This is a genomic window from Sphingomonas sp. AC435 (genome assembly GCF_979253005.1).
This window is the reverse complement of record NZ_CEEDCJ010000003.1, coordinates 278,751-294,576: the sequence shown is the minus strand read 5'-3', so window position 1 is coordinate 294,576 and position 15,826 is coordinate 278,751. Positions and strand designations below refer to the sequence as shown.

The following is a 15,826-nucleotide window of genomic DNA, read 5'->3' as shown; positions in this document are numbered from 1 at the left end:
CCCACAGCATCTTCGTGCGCGCAGGGGCGCGCAGAAGAAGGGCGATCTCACGTAAACGATCCTCACCATGTTGACCCCCCGTTGACCCGATCGCCACCGGGCGTCATCCCGGCAGCATGTTCACCGCGTTCTTCCTCTCGCTCGGCCAGCTCGGCGATGCGCGGATCATACGGGTGCTCGTCAAGTCGATGGCCGTGACGGTCGCGGTGTTCGCAGTACTGGGCGTCGCAACGTGGTGGGGCGTGCGGGCGCTGATCGCGCGCTGGTCTGCCGACGGCGCTGGCGGAATGGCCGCGGCAGCCACGGTCGTGATCCTGGGGCTGGCGTTGTGGCTGCTGTTCCGCGCGATCGCCATCGCCGTGATCGGGCTGTTCGCGGACGAGGTCGTGGAGGCGGTGGAGGCTCGCCACTATCCTGCCGCGCTCGCGACTGCGCGGCCGGTGCCGTTCGCGCGGTCGGCGGCGATGGGGATGCGATCGGCGGGGCGGGTCGTCGCCGTCAATGCCGTGCTGCTGCCGCTCTACCTCGTCCTGCTCGTCACGGGCATCGGCACTGCGGCGGCGTTCTTGCTGGTGAATGGCTGGCTTCTCGGTCGCGATCTGGGCGACATGGTCGCTGCGCGTCACTTCGATCGCGCAGGGCTGATCCAATGGCGTCGGCGGACGCGCGGACGGCGCTTCCTGCTCGGGCTGGCCGATGCAGCACTGTTCCTCGTGCCGGTGGTGGCGTTCGTCGCGCCGGTGTTGGGCGCGGCGATGGCGACGCATATGTTTCACCGGGACAAGACATGACACGGCTTCCCATCCCCGCCCTGAGCCTCACTCTGGCGCTCGCCGCCTGCGCAACCGCACCGGCGCCCGTCGCACGGACCGGCGCGGGGCGAGCACCGATGCCCTATACCAGCGTCGGACTGGAGCGTGTCCTCGGCCAGAGCGCTGCGGGATTGACGCAGTTGTTCGGCGATCCGGACGCCGACGTTCGCGAGGGTTCTGCGCGCAAACTGCAGTTCGGCAGCAACATCTGCATCCTCGATGCCTATCTCTACCCCAGCGGCAATACCGAGCCGAAGGTCACGTATCTCGACGCGCGCGAGCCGGACGGCAGCGCGATCGACCGCGCAAGCTGCGTTGCGGCGCTGACCCGTCGCAAGGAAGCACGCTAGCGGGCGTCGTTATTCCTCGCGCAACACCGTGACGTCGACGTCGAGCTCCTCCTCGCCCTCGCCCAGCCGCGATCCGGCGACCGGCGCGGCACTGATCGAATCGAGCCCGATCGCGACGCGGACATAGCCGTCCTCGGGGCTCAGGCCGGTACACGGATCGAACCCGATCCACCCGATATCTTCACACCAGGCTTCCGCCCACCCATGCGGCGCCGGCCGATGCACCCCACCCCCCAGCCGATAGCCGCTGACATAGCGCGCGGGGATGCCAAGCGATCGAGCGCCGGCAACGAAGACGTGCGCCAGATCGCGCGCCGTGCCGCTGCGTCGCACCATCGTCGCGGCGGCGGTGACGCCGGGCTGGCCGCGACCACGCTCGACCGCGAAGCCCTCCTTCACCGTCGCGTTCAAACGGTGGAGCGCACGGTGGGGTTCGGCGCCCTTGGTCGCGTCGCGGGCAAATGCCGCCAGCGTCTCGTCAATAGCCGTCTTCGGTGTCGAGCGTTGGAACACGGCCGGGGGCAAAGTTTCGTGAACGCCGTGGAGGACGCCGTCGGAGTGGCTGGTCACCACTTCCCCCTGCACCGCGATCTCAATCGTCTCCACCGGGCCATCGACGTAGAGCATCGTCACCGCGTTACCAAAGCCGTCGCGTCCCTCCCGCATCCGCGCATCGTGATCGACATCGATCCGCCAGCTTGCCACCGTCTGGTCGTGCGAATTCTGAGGATTGACGCGCAGCATCTGCACCAGCCGCGCCTGGGGTTCGGTGAACCGGTACACCGTGCGATGATCGATCGACAGCCGCATGGCCCGCTATCCTAGCTGAAGGTGAATTGCCGCCCGATCGCGGCATGCAGCAGGGCGTTCTCGTGAATGAAGGCCTGCAGATACTGATGCAGCCCCGCGGCAATGATTTCGCCCGACCGGGTCCGCGCCATCCGTGTCGCCCGCACCCGCGCCATGCGGTCCGCTTCTCCGTGCAGACCCGTCCGCCGCGCCAGCAGACCCAGCACATCGACCGTTTCCTCCACCGACGCCGCCAAACTACGTGGCAGTTCGGCGCGAGCGATCAGCAGGTCGATGACGTTGGCCGGCGTCAGGCCATCCGAATAGAGCCAGCGATACGCCGTCACCGCCGATACCGTCTGAAGGATCGTCGTCCACTGGTCGCGATCGACGACACCGCCGATCCGCTCGCCCGCCGGCAGCAGGATATGGTATTTCACGTCGAGCAGCCGAGCCGTGTTGTCGGCGCGCTCCACCGCCTGCCCCAGCCGAATGAACCATGTCGTCTGGTTGCGCAGCATTCGATGCACGGCGCCTTCGAACCCGCGCGTCTCGTTCTTTACCGCTTCGACCAGATCGAGCACCGCATTGGGGTCGTCCGCTGCCGGCTTGGCTTCGAACGTCAGCCACGCGCGGTTGATCGCCGCCCACGCATCGCGGGTCAGCGCGGTTCGCACCGCGCGCGCATTGTTGCGCGCCATGTCGAGGCAGCGGACGATCGATCCGGGATGGCTGTTGTCGACCGTCAGGAACCTTGCCACCTCGCGCCGGCGGACCTCGCCACCGCGCTCGGCGAACGTCTCGTCGGTTTCGGTCACCGCCAGCGCCGACGCCCATGCCGCCTGCCCCGCGGAACGCGGCGACAATACGTCGAGCCGCACCGTCGCCTCCACCAGCCGCGCGATGAAATCGGTCCGCTCGAAGTAGCGGCCCAGCCAGTAGAGCGACGATGCGGTACGGCTGAGCATCAGAGCGGCCCCTGCGACTGGGTCATGCCGCCCATCGTCTGCGTCTGTCCAAAGCCAAAATCCTGGGACTGCGCGATCACCGGATCGTCCATCAGCACGAAACTGTCCTTGGTGCCGCCGCCCTGGCTGGAGTTCACGACCAGCGAACCTTCCTTCAACGCCACGCGGGTCAGGCCGCCGGGCACCACCTGCACCATGTTCGCGCCGGTCAGCACGAAGGGGCGGAAGTCGACATGCCGCGGCGCAAGCCCGCTCTCCGCCAGCGTCGGCACCGTCGACAGCGCCAGCGTCGGCTGCGCGATGTAGCGATGCGGTTCCGCGATCAGCGCAGCGCGGAACGCCTCGACCTCCGCCTTCGACGCGGTCGGGCCGACCAGCATGCCGTAGCCGCCCGATCCGTCGACCAGTTTGACGACGACTTTCTCCAGATTGTCGAGGACGTATTGCAGCGCCTGCGGCTCGCGGCAGCGCCACGTCTCCACGTTCGGCAGCTTCGGCTCCGCCCCGGAATAGAAGCGGACGATTTCTGGCATGTAGCTATAGATCGCCTTGTCGTCGGCGATGCCATTGCCGGGCGCGTTCATGATCGCAACGTTGCCCGCGGCATAGGCGGCGATCAGCCCCGGCACGCCCAGCGCCGAGTCCGGACGGAACACCAACGGATCGAGGAAATCGTCGTCGATCCGGCGATAGATCACGTCGACCCGTACCCGCCCGGCGATGGTCCGCATCCACACGACATCGTCGTCGACGACGAGGTCCGCCGCCTCGACCAGTTCGATGCCCATGGAATCGGCGAGGAAACTGTGTTCGTAATAGGCGGAGTTATAGTGTCCCGGCGTCAGCACGACGCAGGTCGGCGCGGCGACCCCGAGCGGCGCGACCGACTTCATCGTCTCGAGCAGGCGATCGGGATAGCTGTCGACTGCGGCAACGCGGAAATTGCGGAACAGCTCGGGGCACAGCCGCAGCATCGCCTCCCGGTTCTCCAGCATGTAACTGACGCCGGACGGCGTGCGGGCATTGTCCTCCAGGACCCAGAACTCGTCGGGGCCCGTACGGACCAGATCGATGCCGCAGATATGCGCCCAGATACCGTGCGGCGGGCGCATCCCCGCGATCTCCGGCCGGAACTGCGGATTGCCGAGAACGAGGTCCTCCGGCAGCACGCCCTCTTTCAGGATGCGGCGCTCTCCGTACACGTCGTCCAGAAAGGCGTTGATCGCCTCGGTGCGCTGGATCAACCCTTCGGACAGGCGCGTCCACTCATCGGGCAGGAACACGCGCGGCACGATGTCGAACGGGATGATCCGCTCCGCCGCATCGCTTTCGCCATATACCGCAAAGGTGATGCCAAGCTGCCGGAACGTCGCCTCCGCGGAGCGTTGGCGACGGCGCAGTTCCTCGGGCGGGGTCGTCTCGATCCAGCGGGCGATCGCAGCCAGTTCGTCCCGCGTCGGCGGTCCGTCCTCGCCCCCCAGGATTTCGTCGAACGCCCTCGCCATATACCGATACGCCTCCGACGCGGGTTGAACGCTCATGCTGCGGGCAAACGCCGCACTGCACAAGAGGGGGGGACGGAGAAACCGACGTTCGGGCTTGAAATCGTCCGTGACGATGACCTCGCGAAGGTCATCCACCCGCCATGTTCTTGAGGATACCGGTCGTCAGCACCTGCGGCATGACAGTCGGCTCGGCCGCGCCTGGCGCGTACCACAGGTAGAGCGGCACGCCAGCGCGGTTGTGCGCTTCGATGAAGCGGCCCAGCGACGGGTCGCCGTCTGTCCAGTCGCCGACCAGTACCGTGACGCCGCGCTTCCGAAAGGCGTCGCGAACCGTGTCCGTCTCGATCGCGGTCTTCTCGTTGACCTTACACGTCAGGCACCAGTCGGCGGTGAAATAGGCGAACACGGGTTTGTTCTGCGCACGAAGTGCAGTCAGACGCGCCTCGCTGAACCGCTCGCCTGCATTCGCGACGGCAATCGCCTGCAGCGGCGCGGGGCGGACGAGCACGACCGCCACGATTGCGAGCGCCAGCGCGGGCCAAGCCGGCCACCACGCCCGCTCGCGGCCGGCATGTTGCCGCCGTCCGGTCCACCACAGGCCGACGGCTGCCAGCAACGTCGCCGCCAGCCCGATCGTCATGCCGTCCACGCCCGCCTGCCGGCCGAGGATCCACGCCAGCGCCAGCGCGGTCAGGAACATCGGGATCGACAGCACGCGCCGCAGCCGCTCCATCCACATTCCCGGTTTCGGCAGCCGTCGCCGCAATGCCGGCACGAAGCCCAACAGAAGGAACGGCAACGCGATACCCAGCCCTAGCCCCGCGAACACCAGCAGCGCCGCAATCGTCGGCAGCACGAGCGCCGCACCGAGCGCAGCGCCCATGAACGGCCCGGTGCATGGCGTCGCGACGAACGCCGCCAACGCTCCGGTGACGAACGCGCCCGCAGCGCCGCCTTCGCCCGCAAAGCGCGGCGTCGGCAGCTCGAACAGGCCCGCAAGATTGAGCGCGATACCCATCACCAGCAGCAACAGCACGCCGATCACGCGCGGGTCCTGCAACTGGAACGCCCAGCCGACCCGCGCCCCCGCCGCACGCAACGCCAGCAGCCCCGCCCCCAGCGCGAGGCACACCAACACGACACCCGCAGTATAGGCCAGCGCCTCTCCTCGCGCCTGCCGCTCGCTCGCCCCGCCCTTGGCGAGGCTCAGCGCCTTCAGGCTCAGGATCGGGAAGACGCAGGGCATGACGTTCAGGATCAGGCCACCGAGCACCGCGCCCGCGAACGCCAGCGCGGCGGTCGTCCATAGGCTTTCCACCATCGCCGCGCCGACCACGCCGGGCTTCGCCGTCAGCAGCAATCCCTGCCCGCCACCAGTCGCCAGCACGCCCGCAATCGTCGCAACCGGGGCCTTCGCCGCCACCTTCGTCTCGATCACCAGCCGGTCGCCGTCGCGCGTCGCCACCTGCGGCGCGGCCATATCGACGATGCCGTTCGCGGCCGGGTAGAAATACGCCTGCTCGACGCTCGCCGAAGCCGGCAACGGCACCGACAGGCGCAGCCGCCCGGCCTCCACCTTATACGTCGCGGCCGAACCCAGCGGTCGGGGCAGCGCTCGGCGCCACGTGTCGAACTGCGTCCGCGCCGCCGGTTCGATCGCCCCGTCGCCGACCGTCAGAACCGTCGCGAGTTCCTGTTGCTCTGGCACGCACAGGCTGAGCGTGCAGACCAGATAATCCAGCTTCACCCGCACGGGCAGCGTCGTCCCCGCCGCCAGTCCGGCCGGCACGTCCAGCGTGGTCAGCATCGCGAACGGCCGCTCGTAGACGTAGTTCATCAGCCCAGCGACGGTCAGCCGCCCCGGCACCGGATACGCCACCGCACCCGCCTTCACGCCCGCGGGCAGGCTCCACGCGAACTGCGTCGCGAAGCCCGCATCGCCCGGGTTCTGCCAATAACCGTGCCAGCCCTTGGCCGGCGTGGCCACGATGGCCAGCGCCACGCGCGATCCCGCGGCCGGCGCTTTACTCTCCGCGACGAGCCGCATCGGCAGATGCTTGTCCGTCTGCGCCCAGACGCCGGTCGGCATCAGCAGCATCAGGACCGTCATCATCCTGACCAACACGCGGTTCATGCCGACTCCGTTCTCGCGCCGATTGCCTCGCCGAAACAGGCGATCCATAGCGCCCTACAGTTTACGTCGCCCCGTACCAAGGACGTTCCCGACCGATGAAAGCGCCCCTGCCCGCCGCCCTGTGTGCCGCCCTCCTGCTGCTGTCCGCACCCGCCGCGGCCCAGACCGCCCCCGCCGCGGCCCCCGCCCCTTTCCCCGCGACCCCGCCGAAGCTGATCGTCGCGATCTCCGTCGACCAGTTCTCCGCCGACCTGTTCGCCCAGTATCGCAACCATTACACCGGCGGCCTCGCCCGGCTGCTGACCGGCGGCGTCTTTCCGTCCGGGTATCAGAGCCACGCGGCGACGGAGACGTGCCCCGGGCACTCGACGATCCTGACCGGCTATCGCCCCGCCAGCACGGGCATCATCGCCAACAACTGGATCGATCAGCGTGTCGGCCGTCCCGACAAGACCGTCTATTGCTCGGAAGACGAGAGCGTCGCTGGGTCCGATCATAACAGCTACACCGTCTCCGACATCCACCTGAAGGTCCCGACGCTGGGCGAACGTATGAAGGCGGCAGACCCGCGCAGCCGCGTGGTGTCGGTCGCGGGCAAGGACCGTGCGGCCGTGATGATGGGCGGACACAAGGTCGACGAACTCTGGTGGTGGGACGGCAAGACCTATGTCTCCTACGCCGGTCGCGCCGTGCCGCCGGTCGTGCAGCGCACCCGCGATGCGGTCGCCGCACTGCTCGCCCAGCCGCAAGCTGCGCTGCCCCTGCCCGGCTGGTGCAAGCCGCTCGACCGGCCGATCACGGTCGGCGATCAGACGCTCGGGCAGGGCCGGTTCGAACGCGCGGCGGGCGACGCGAAGGCGTTCCGCGCTTCCCCCGCCTCCGACGCGGCGGTGCTGGCGATGGCCGCCGGGCTGGTGCAGGACATGAAGCTGGGCGCCGGCCCCGCCGCGGACATCATCGCCGTCGGCTTGTCCGCGACCGATTATATCGGCCATTCGCGCGGCACGCAGGGCACCGAGATGTGCATCCAGATGGATCAGCTCGACCAGGCGCTGGCGGGCTTCTTCGCCGTGCTCGATGCGACCGGCGTCGATTACGAGGTGATGCTGACCGCCGATCACGGCGCGCACGACATGACCGAGCGGCAGCAACAGCGCGCGATGCCGATGGAGGCGCATATCGATCCGCAGGTGCAGGCGAAGGCGCTCGGCGCGGCGATCGGCCGCGACCTGAAGCTTGCCGGTCCGGTTCTGCTCGGCAGCGAAGGCGACGTGTACCTGTCCTCCGACCTGCCCACGCGAGAGCGTCCGCGCGTGCTGGCGGAGGCGTTACGCCGCTACCGCGCGATGCCGCAGGTCGCGGGTGCATACGACGCCAAAGAGGTCGCGGCGACGCCGATGCCGAGCGGCGCGCCGGAGACATGGACGCTCCTGCAAAAGGCGCGCGCGTCGTACGATACGCAGCGCTCCGGCGACCTTCTCGTGTTCCTGAAGCCCCGTGTCACCTCGATCGAGGTGCCCGCCGCCTATCATGTCGAGACGCACGGCAGCCCGTGGGATTACGATCGCCGGGTGCCGATCCTGTTCTGGCGCAAGGGCATGACCGGCTTCGAACAGCCATTGTCGGTGGAAACGGTGGACATCATGCCGACTCTGGCGGCCACGATCGGGCTGAAGGTCGCCGGACAGGACGGGCGCTGCCTAGACCTCGATCCGGGCCCAGCGGATATCTGTTCCCGCTAAAATCCTCCCCGGACCGGGGAGGTGGCGCACCGCAGGCGTGACGGAGGGACAGCCACTGGCCATGCCTGCCGCGGCCGGCCCTCCACCGCTCCGTGGCCCCCGTCTGGGAGGATTCACCGCGCCTCGTATGCGCGCAACCCCGGCCCCAGCCGGTTCGCACCGACTGCCAGCTTCTGGCCGCTCGCATTCGCCACGAAAGCCGGGCTGCGCGTCTCGCCGGGCGATAGGCGGGCGTCGTTGTCCTCCACGCGCAATCCGGTCGACGCGTAGGTCTTCGCCTCCGCCGACACTACGATCAGCCCCGACCAGTTTTCCTTGTTGCGCCCTTGTACGAAGGTGTTGCCCGCGATCAGACCGGTCGCACCCTCGGACAGGTCGATCATGTAATTGGTTTTGCGTCCCGCGGTATCGTCGAAGCTGTTGCCGGTGATCGTCACGGTCGGCACGCGCAGCTTGACGTAATGTCCGCCCGTTCCGCGTTCGAATCGGGAGTGGGTGATCGTCACGCGACCTTTGTTGGCGAGGTAGATCGCGTGCGAACAGCTCGGCGTCTCCTCGCACTGGCCTAGCCCGGCGAAGGTCGAATGATCGATCGTGATCGTCTGGCCGCTGGGATGGCCACCCAGGATCCCCTCCTGACTATCGAGGAACATCGAGTCGCTGACGGTCAGGTCGCCGATCTCGGTCCGGATGCCCGCGCCGTTGCCGTCCGCGACGCGAATGCCGCGGAACACCAGTCCCTCGACGCGAGAGCCGCGTCCACGCAACACCAGCGTCGCCTTGCCTTCGCAGGCGCCCCCCTCGAACACCGCGGTGCCGGGTGTCACCGCGCGGAAGGTGATGACGCCCCCCGCCTGGATCGCACAATCCTTGTAACGACCGGGCGCGACAACGATCGTGCCGCTGCCGTCGCGGATTTGATCGACGGCCTGCTGAAGGGTTGCGAACCCCTGCCCGGTTTCGGCGATCGTGAACGGCGCGCTCGACTGCGCCGCGGCTGGAGCCGCCAGCAGCAGGGCAAGAGAGAGGGTGGGACGCATCAGGGAAATCCTTTCGTCCCGCCCTGCGCCTCCCCATGCCGCTGCCGCCAGCCACAAACGCGGTTAACGTACGGGTCGCCGTGTCGCGTTCGTTACCGACCGGTGGCTTCGTGCCACGCCGGGACGCATCGTCGGGCTTACCTCGCGGCGGATCAGTCTTCTTTGCAACCCTGAACGTAACCCGTCGCCACCCTGTCGACAGCTGCAACCGCCATCGATCGGCAATCTACGCCATCTTCATGCAATCCACACCAGTCCCCTGCCGGCTAAGTCATTGATATTGCTCGTACCTAGTGTATGGCACGACTAGTGCAGTGATGTCGATGTCGCCAGAACGGGCGGCGCCAATATCACAGGGATCATCGTCATGTTCGCCCAACGCCCTCTTGCCTCGATCGTCACCGCCGCCGCTCTCGTCGTCGGCCTCGCGATGCCCGCCATCGCCGCCGCCAAGACACCGGTCGTCATCGTGCCCGCCAGCGTCATCGCCAACCCTGACGCCAAGCTGTGCATGCCGCGCTCGACCAGCCCGATCGTGGCAAAAGACAAGTCGCTGCCGGCGACGCTGTGCCAGACGGTCGAGGCGTGGGCGGCCCACGGCGTGACGGTGAAGGCGAAGTAACGCCGATCGTACCGCCGCAACCCGGTTCCCGAACATCCCGCTTGGCGGGAGAGGTCACGCTCTCGCCATAACCTCTCCCCCTCCCTGAACAGGGAGGGGAGCTTTTTGCCCTCGAACGGACAAAGCGCTTGTTAGTCCAGGTTCGGACGCAACCAGCGTTCCGCCTGACGCGCATCGACGCCGCGCCGTGTCGCATAGTCTGCGACCTGATCCTGCCCGATCCGCGCCACGCCGAAATACTCGGCCTCGGCATGTCCGAAATAGAAGCCGCTGACGGCAGCGGTCGGCAACATCGCGAAGCTTTCGGTCAGCTCCAGCCCGGTATTTGCCTCCGCATCCAGCATATCGAACAGCGTGCGCTTCAGCGAGTGTTCGGGACAGGCCGGATAGCCCGGCGCCGGACGGATACCGCGATACTGCTCGCGCACCAGCGCCTCGTTGGTCAACTGCTCGCCCTGCGCATAACCCCACAGATCGGTGCGGACATGCGCGTGCAGCCGTTCCGCGAACGCCTCCGCCAGACGATCCGCCAGCGCCTTCAGCAGGATGTCGTTGTAATCGTCATGATCAGCCTTGTAGCGCACGAGATGCGGCTCGATCCCGTGGATGCCGACCGCGAAGCCGCCCATCCAGTCGCCCGCCGGATCGATGAAATCGGCGAGGCTCATGTTGGCGCGTCCCTCGCGCTTGGCGATCTGCTGGCGCAGGAACGGCAGCCGCACCGTCGCCTCCTGCGTGCGATCGAGGTTGGGGATGTGGAAGCCGTCGGGGATGCTCGCGCCATCCGGGCTGCGATGAGATTCGCGATGTTCGGTATAGACCCAGACATCATCGTCGTGGCGATGGCAGGCCCACAGCCCGGCGACGCCGCGGGCGGTCAGCCACTTCTCGGCGATGATCCGGTCGAGCATTGCCTGCGCGTCTTCGTACAGCCCGCTCGCGCTTTCGCCGACGACCTCGTCGGTCAGGATCGCCGGGAAATTGCCCGCCAGTTCCCATGCGCGGAAGAACGGCGTCCAGTCGATATAGCCGCGCAGATCGGCGAGGTCCCAGTCGTCGAACCGATGCACGCCCGGCTGCGCCGCCGGCGGTGCCTTCAGCGCCATGTCGACCTTCAACCCACGCGCGCGCGCCTCGGCGAGCGGCAGCAGGTCGTTCTGCCCCTTGCCCGCACGCGCCACGCGCACCTTCTCGTATTCGGCCGCGATATCGAGGACATAGGCATCGCGCTGCGTATCGCTGACCAAGGTCGTCGCGACACCCACCGCGCGCGAGGCGTCGAGGACGTGCACGATCGGCCCGTCATAGGCCGGCGAGATGCGCAGCGCGGTATGCACTTTCGACGTGGTCGCGCCGCCGATCAGCAGCGGCATCGTCATGCCTGCGCGCTTCATCTCCTCCGCCACCGTCACCATCTCGTCCAGCGACGGGGTGATGAGGCCGGACAGCCCGATCATGTCGGCGTCGTTCTCGTTCGCCGCCTCGAGGATTTTTGTCCACGGCACCATTACGCCCAGATCGACCACGTCGAAGCCGTTGCACTGGAGCACGACGCCGACGATGTTCTTGCCGATGTCGTGAACGTCGCCCTTCACGGTCGCCATCACGATCTTGCCCTTGCCCTTCGCACCCGGCTCCTTCGCCGCCTCAATGAAGGGGAGCAGATGCGCCACCGCCTTCTTCATCACGCGGGCCGATTTCACGACCTGCGGCAGGAACATCTTGCCCGATCCGAACAGGTCGCCGACGACGTTCATGCCGTCCATCAACGGCCCCTCGATCACCTCGATCGGCCGTGCGAACTGCTGGCGGCATTCCTCGGTATCGTCGACGACATGCGCGTCGATGCCCTTGACCAGCGCATATTCCAGCCGCTTCGTCACGGGCAGGCTGCGCCACTCCGCCGCCTGCTTTTCCGCCGCCGCATCGGTGCCGCGATACTTCTCCGCCAGCGCGACCAGCCGGTCGCCCGCCTCCGGATCGCGGTTGAGAACGACGTCCTCGCACGCCTGACGCAGCTCGGGATCGATCGTATCGTACACGTCGAGCTGGCCAGCATTGACGATGCCCATGTCCATGCCTGCGGGAATGGCATAGTACAGGAACACGCTGTGCATCGCGCGCCGCACCGGCTCGTTGCCGCGGAACGAAAAGCTCAGGTTCGAGAGTCCGCCAGAGATATGGCAATGCGGGCAGCGCGCCTTGATCTCGCGACACGCCTCGATGAAGTCGACCGCGTAGTTGTTATGCTCCTCGATCCCCGTTGCCACCGCGAACACATTGGGATCGAAGATGATGTCCTCTGGCGGAAAACCGATCGTCATCAGCAGCTTGTAGGCGCGCTCACAGATCTCGACCTTGCGCGCCTGCGTATCCGCCTGACCGACCTCGTCGAACGCCATCACGACGACCGCGGCGCCGTACGCCATGCACTTCTTCGCCTGGGCCAGGAATTGCTCTTCGCCCTCCTTCATGCTGATCGAATTGACGATCGGCTTGCCGGACACGCACTTCAGCCCCGCCTCGATCACGCTCCACTTGGAGGAATCGACCATGAACGGGATGCGGGCGATATCCGGTTCCGCCGCGATCAGCTTCAGGAACGTCGTCATCGCGTATTCGGCGTCGAGCAGCCCCTCGTCCATATTGACGTCGAGCACCTGCGCGCCCGATTCCACCTGCTGCAACGCGACCTCGACCGCGGCCGGGTAGTCGCCCGCCATGATCAGCTTCTTGAACCGGGCAGAACCCGTAACGTTCGTTCGCTCGCCGATGTTGACGAACTGGGTGGCGGAGTTGGTCACTTCAAATTCCCGTCATCCCGGCGAACGCCGGAATCTCGTAGTTACACAGCGTGCCCTTCGCGGCACGACACCCCGGCGTTCGCTGGGGTGACGCAAACAAGCGTCACGCCGCCATCGTGAACGGCTCCAGCCCCGCCAGCTTGGTCTGCACCGGCGGTGCGCCCGGCACGCGCGGCTTCAGGCCGCGCACCTTGTCGGCCATCGCCTTGATATGTGCCGGCGTGGAGCCACAGCATCCACCCAGCACGTTGACCTGCCCCGCCATCGCCCATTCGCCGACCAGCCCCGCCGTCGTCGCCGGTGCCTCGTCATATGCGCCCAACTCGTTGGGCAGGCCCGCATTCGGATAGATCATGATCAACGTGTCGCAAATCTCCGACAGCGTCTTCACGTGCGGGCGAAGCTGCTCGGCCCCGAACGAGCAGTTCAGCCCGATCGTCACCGGCTTCGCATGCCGCACCGCATGCCAGAACGCCTCGACCGTGTGCCCGGACAGGTTACGGCCCGACAGGTCGGTCAGAGTCATCGACAGCATGATCGGCACGTCACGGCCCAACGCCTCGCCCGCCTCGATCGCGGCCATGATCCCGGCCTTGGCGTTCAGCGTGTCGAACACCGTCTCGATCAGAATGAAGTCGACGCCACCCTCCAGCAGCGCGTCGGTCTGCTCGCGATACACCTGCTTCAGATAGTCGAAGTCGATCTCGCGATAGCCGGGATCGTTGACGTCCGGCGACAGCGACAGCGTCTTGTTCGTGGGCCCGATCGCCCCCGCCACAAAGCGAGGACGCCCGTCGCGCGCGGCATATAAATCCGCCAGCCGCCGCGCGATCTTCGCGCTTTCGATGTTGATGTCGCGGACCAGATGCTCGGCACCATAATCCGCCTGCGAGATGATGTTCGCGCTGAACGTGTTGGTCGACACGATGTCCGATCCCGCGTCCAGATATTCGCGCGTGATCGTCTCCGGCACCTCCGGCTTCGTGATAGCCAGAATGTCGTTATTGCCCTTCTGGTCGTGCGCGAGCCCCAGCGTGCCGGCATAATCCTCCTCCGACAGCTTCCAGTTCTGGATCTCCGTCCCGAACGCGCCGTCCGTGATGAGGATACGCTTCGCCGCCTCGGCGAGGAACGCCTGACGGATGCTCACGCCGCCACCTCCTGCGCCCTAGCCTGAGCACGCACGCCAAGCAGGTGGCAGATCGCGAACGCCAGCTCCGCGCGGTTGAGCGTGTAGAAGTGCAACTGCTTGCATCCCCCCGCATACAGCCGCCGCGACAATTCCGCCGCCACCGTCGCCGCGACCAGCTGCCGTGCCGCCGGGTGCGCATCCAACCCGTCGAAAAGCCGACCCATCCACGCCGGTACGTCGGTGCCGCACATCGCGCTCATCCGCTGCACGCTGGCGAAGTTCGACACCGGCATGATCCCCGGCACGATCTCCGCCGATATACCCGCGGCGGCGACGGCATCGCGGTACCGGAAGAACGTCTCCGGCTCGAAGAAGAACTGCGTGATCGCACGGTGCGCGCCCGCGTCCAGCTTGCGCTTCAGGTTGTCGAGGTCCGCCGCCGCATCCGCAGAATCCGGGTGGTTCTCCGGATAGGCTGCGACCGAGATTTCAAAGGGGTGCAGCTTGCGCAACCCGGCGACGAGCGCCGCCGCGTTCTCGTACCCGCCCGGATGGCTGGCGAACTTCGTCCCCGCTTTAGGCGAGTCGCCGCGCAGCGCGACGATGTGGCGCACGCCCGCCGCCCAATACTCCTCGGCGACCTGATCGATCTCGTCACGCGTCGCCTCGACGCAGGTCAGATGCGCCGCCGCCGCCAGCGACGTGTCACGCTGGATACGCGCTACCGTCGCATGCGTCCGCTCGCGCGTGGTTCCGCCTGCGCCGTAGGTGACCGACACGAAGCGGGGGCCCAGCGGCTCCAGCGTCCGAACCGACTCCCAGAGCTGCTCCTCCATCTTCTCGTTTTTCGGCGGGAAGAATTCGAACGACACGTCGAGATCGCCGCCGACATCCGCGTAAAGCGGCGATTCCAGCGCGCACCGCGCCTCCGCGAGCTGGTTGACCGAGATCGTCATGCTGCCTTCACCTCACGCAGATGCACGCCGGGTTTTTGCCCCAGCCACAATTTCACTGTCAGTTCCCCGCCGTCGAGTACGTCCGTTCTCGCCGGGGTCAGCCCCGCCGTCTCGAACCAACCCTCGATCTGGGCATCCGAAAATCCCAACCGGACATGCGCGTCGCGCGTCCGCAATTCCTCGCGATCGTGGCTTGCGAAATCCGCGATCAACAAACGCCCGCCCGGCCCCAACGCCCGCGCCGCTTCCGCAATTGCGGCACCCGGCTGCTGCGCGAAGTGCAGCACATGATGCAGGATCGCGACATCCGCCGCCTCGTCGTTTACCGGCAACGCGTAAAGATCGGCCTGCCGCAACTCCGCATTCATCACGCCTTCCAGCTTGGCGCGGGCCAGCCGCAGCATTTCCGAGCTGCGGTCGATACCCAGCGCGTGGTGGGCGCGGCCGGCGAACAGCTCCAGCATGCGGCCCGTGCCGGTGCCGATATCGATCAGCGTGCCGACATCGCCCTTGCCCAGCGCGGTCTGCATCGCGGCCTCGACCTGTTCCTCGGCGACGTGCAGCGAACGGATCGCATCCCACTCACGCGCATGGCTCTCGAACCAGGACGCTGCCGCCGCCGCACGGTCCGCCCGCACCGCCGCCAGTCGCGCCGCGTCCGTGCCGCTATCCGGCTGTCCCCAAGTGTCCAGCGCCGCAGCGATTGGCGCTACGATCTCTGCCCGCCCGAGCACGACGAACACCCAGCTGCCTTCCTTACGCCGCTCGGCGAGCCCGGCATCGCACAGGATCTTGACGTGCCGCGACACGCGCGGCTGGCTCTGCCCCAGCACCTGTGCCAGTTCACCAACGGACAGCTCCATCTGCCGCAGCAGCGCCATGATGCGGAGCCGGGTGGCGTCGCCAAGAGCACCAAAGATGTCGAGTGGGTCAACCATGTCGCATCAAGATATAAAGATATCTTTATATGGG

Annotated in this window: 13 protein-coding genes; 4 read left to right on the top strand and 9 right to left on the bottom strand. The window is 67.0% G+C overall.

Annotated elements, in window-relative coordinates; translation table 11 throughout:
- The first annotated feature begins 116 nt into the window (after positions 1 to 116).
- The gene (locus tag AC0CH8_RS07780; protein WP_465239385.1) at positions 117 to 791 is read left to right on the top strand and encodes an EI24 domain-containing protein; all 675 of its coding nucleotides are present in this window, start codon (positions 117 to 119) and stop codon (positions 789 to 791) included.
- A complete protein-coding gene (locus tag AC0CH8_RS07775; protein WP_465239384.1) occupies positions 788 to 1,162 on the top strand; it encodes a hypothetical protein in 375 nt (124 codons plus the stop codon). The genes AC0CH8_RS07780 and AC0CH8_RS07775 overlap by 4 nt, the downstream gene beginning before the upstream one ends.
- Before the next feature lie 9 nt (positions 1,163 to 1,171).
- Here AC0CH8_RS07775 and AC0CH8_RS07770 read toward each other — a convergent pair whose 3' ends face one another.
- From AC0CH8_RS07770 to AC0CH8_RS07755, 4 genes are all read right to left on the bottom strand, one after another.
- Positions 1,172 to 1,972, bottom strand: a complete 801-nt coding sequence (locus tag AC0CH8_RS07770; RefSeq protein ID WP_465239383.1) for a transglutaminase family protein — start codon at positions 1,970 to 1,972, stop codon at positions 1,172 to 1,174.
- Positions 1,973 to 1,983: 11 nt separating this feature from the next.
- Positions 1,984 to 2,919, bottom strand: coding sequence for an alpha-E domain-containing protein (locus AC0CH8_RS07765; RefSeq protein ID WP_465239382.1), 936 nt, complete (start codon positions 2,917 to 2,919; stop codon positions 1,984 to 1,986).
- On the bottom strand, positions 2,919 to 4,424 hold the full coding sequence (locus AC0CH8_RS07760; protein ID WP_465239590.1) for a circularly permuted type 2 ATP-grasp protein: 1,506 nt from the start codon (positions 4,422 to 4,424) through the stop codon (positions 2,919 to 2,921). Before AC0CH8_RS07760 ends, AC0CH8_RS07765 begins: the two co-directional genes overlap by 1 nt.
- Before the next feature lie 127 nt (positions 4,425 to 4,551).
- Entirely contained in the window at positions 4,552 to 6,558 is a 2,007-nt protein-coding gene (locus AC0CH8_RS07755) for a protein-disulfide reductase DsbD family protein (protein ID WP_465239381.1), read from the bottom strand.
- 95 nt (positions 6,559 to 6,653) lie between these two features.
- Between AC0CH8_RS07755 and AC0CH8_RS07750 the strand changes: the two genes are divergently transcribed.
- Positions 6,654 to 8,300 carry an alkaline phosphatase family protein gene (locus AC0CH8_RS07750; protein ID WP_465239380.1) on the top strand — a complete coding sequence of 549 codons (1,647 nt, stop codon included), beginning with the start codon at positions 6,654 to 6,656 and terminating at the stop codon, positions 8,298 to 8,300.
- A gap of 113 nt (positions 8,301 to 8,413) precedes the next feature.
- Here the strand turns inward: AC0CH8_RS07750 and AC0CH8_RS07745 are convergent, their stop codons facing one another.
- Entirely contained in the window at positions 8,414 to 9,340 is a 927-nt protein-coding gene (locus tag AC0CH8_RS07745) for a right-handed parallel beta-helix repeat-containing protein (protein WP_465239379.1), read from the bottom strand.
- Positions 9,341 to 9,707: 367 nt separating this feature from the next.
- On the opposite strand from AC0CH8_RS07745, the gene AC0CH8_RS07740 reads away from it, so the two are divergent.
- Positions 9,708 to 9,962: a hypothetical protein gene (locus tag AC0CH8_RS07740; RefSeq protein WP_465239378.1), complete on the top strand. Its 255-nt coding sequence runs from the start codon at positions 9,708 to 9,710 to the stop codon at positions 9,960 to 9,962.
- Positions 9,963 to 10,093: 131 nt separating this feature from the next.
- Here the strand turns inward: AC0CH8_RS07740 and metH are convergent, their stop codons facing one another.
- From metH to AC0CH8_RS07720, 4 genes are all read right to left on the bottom strand, one after another.
- Positions 10,094 to 12,766 carry a methionine synthase gene (gene metH / locus AC0CH8_RS07735; RefSeq protein WP_465239377.1) on the bottom strand — a complete coding sequence of 891 codons (2,673 nt, stop codon included), beginning with the start codon at positions 12,764 to 12,766 and terminating at the stop codon, positions 10,094 to 10,096.
- 103 nt (positions 12,767 to 12,869) lie between these two features.
- Positions 12,870 to 13,916, bottom strand: a complete 1,047-nt coding sequence (locus tag AC0CH8_RS07730) for a homocysteine S-methyltransferase family protein (RefSeq protein ID WP_465239376.1) — start codon at positions 13,914 to 13,916, stop codon at positions 12,870 to 12,872.
- Complete coding sequence (metF, locus tag AC0CH8_RS07725; RefSeq protein ID WP_465239375.1) at positions 13,913 to 14,854, bottom strand: methylenetetrahydrofolate reductase [NAD(P)H]; 942 nt, start codon at positions 14,852 to 14,854, stop codon at positions 13,913 to 13,915. The genes AC0CH8_RS07730 and metF overlap by 4 nt, the downstream gene beginning before the upstream one ends.
- Positions 14,851 to 15,792, bottom strand: coding sequence for an ArsR/SmtB family transcription factor (locus AC0CH8_RS07720; RefSeq protein ID WP_465239374.1), 942 nt, complete (start codon positions 15,790 to 15,792; stop codon positions 14,851 to 14,853). Before AC0CH8_RS07720 ends, metF begins: the two co-directional genes overlap by 4 nt.
- Positions 15,793 to 15,826: the final 34 nt, after the last annotated feature.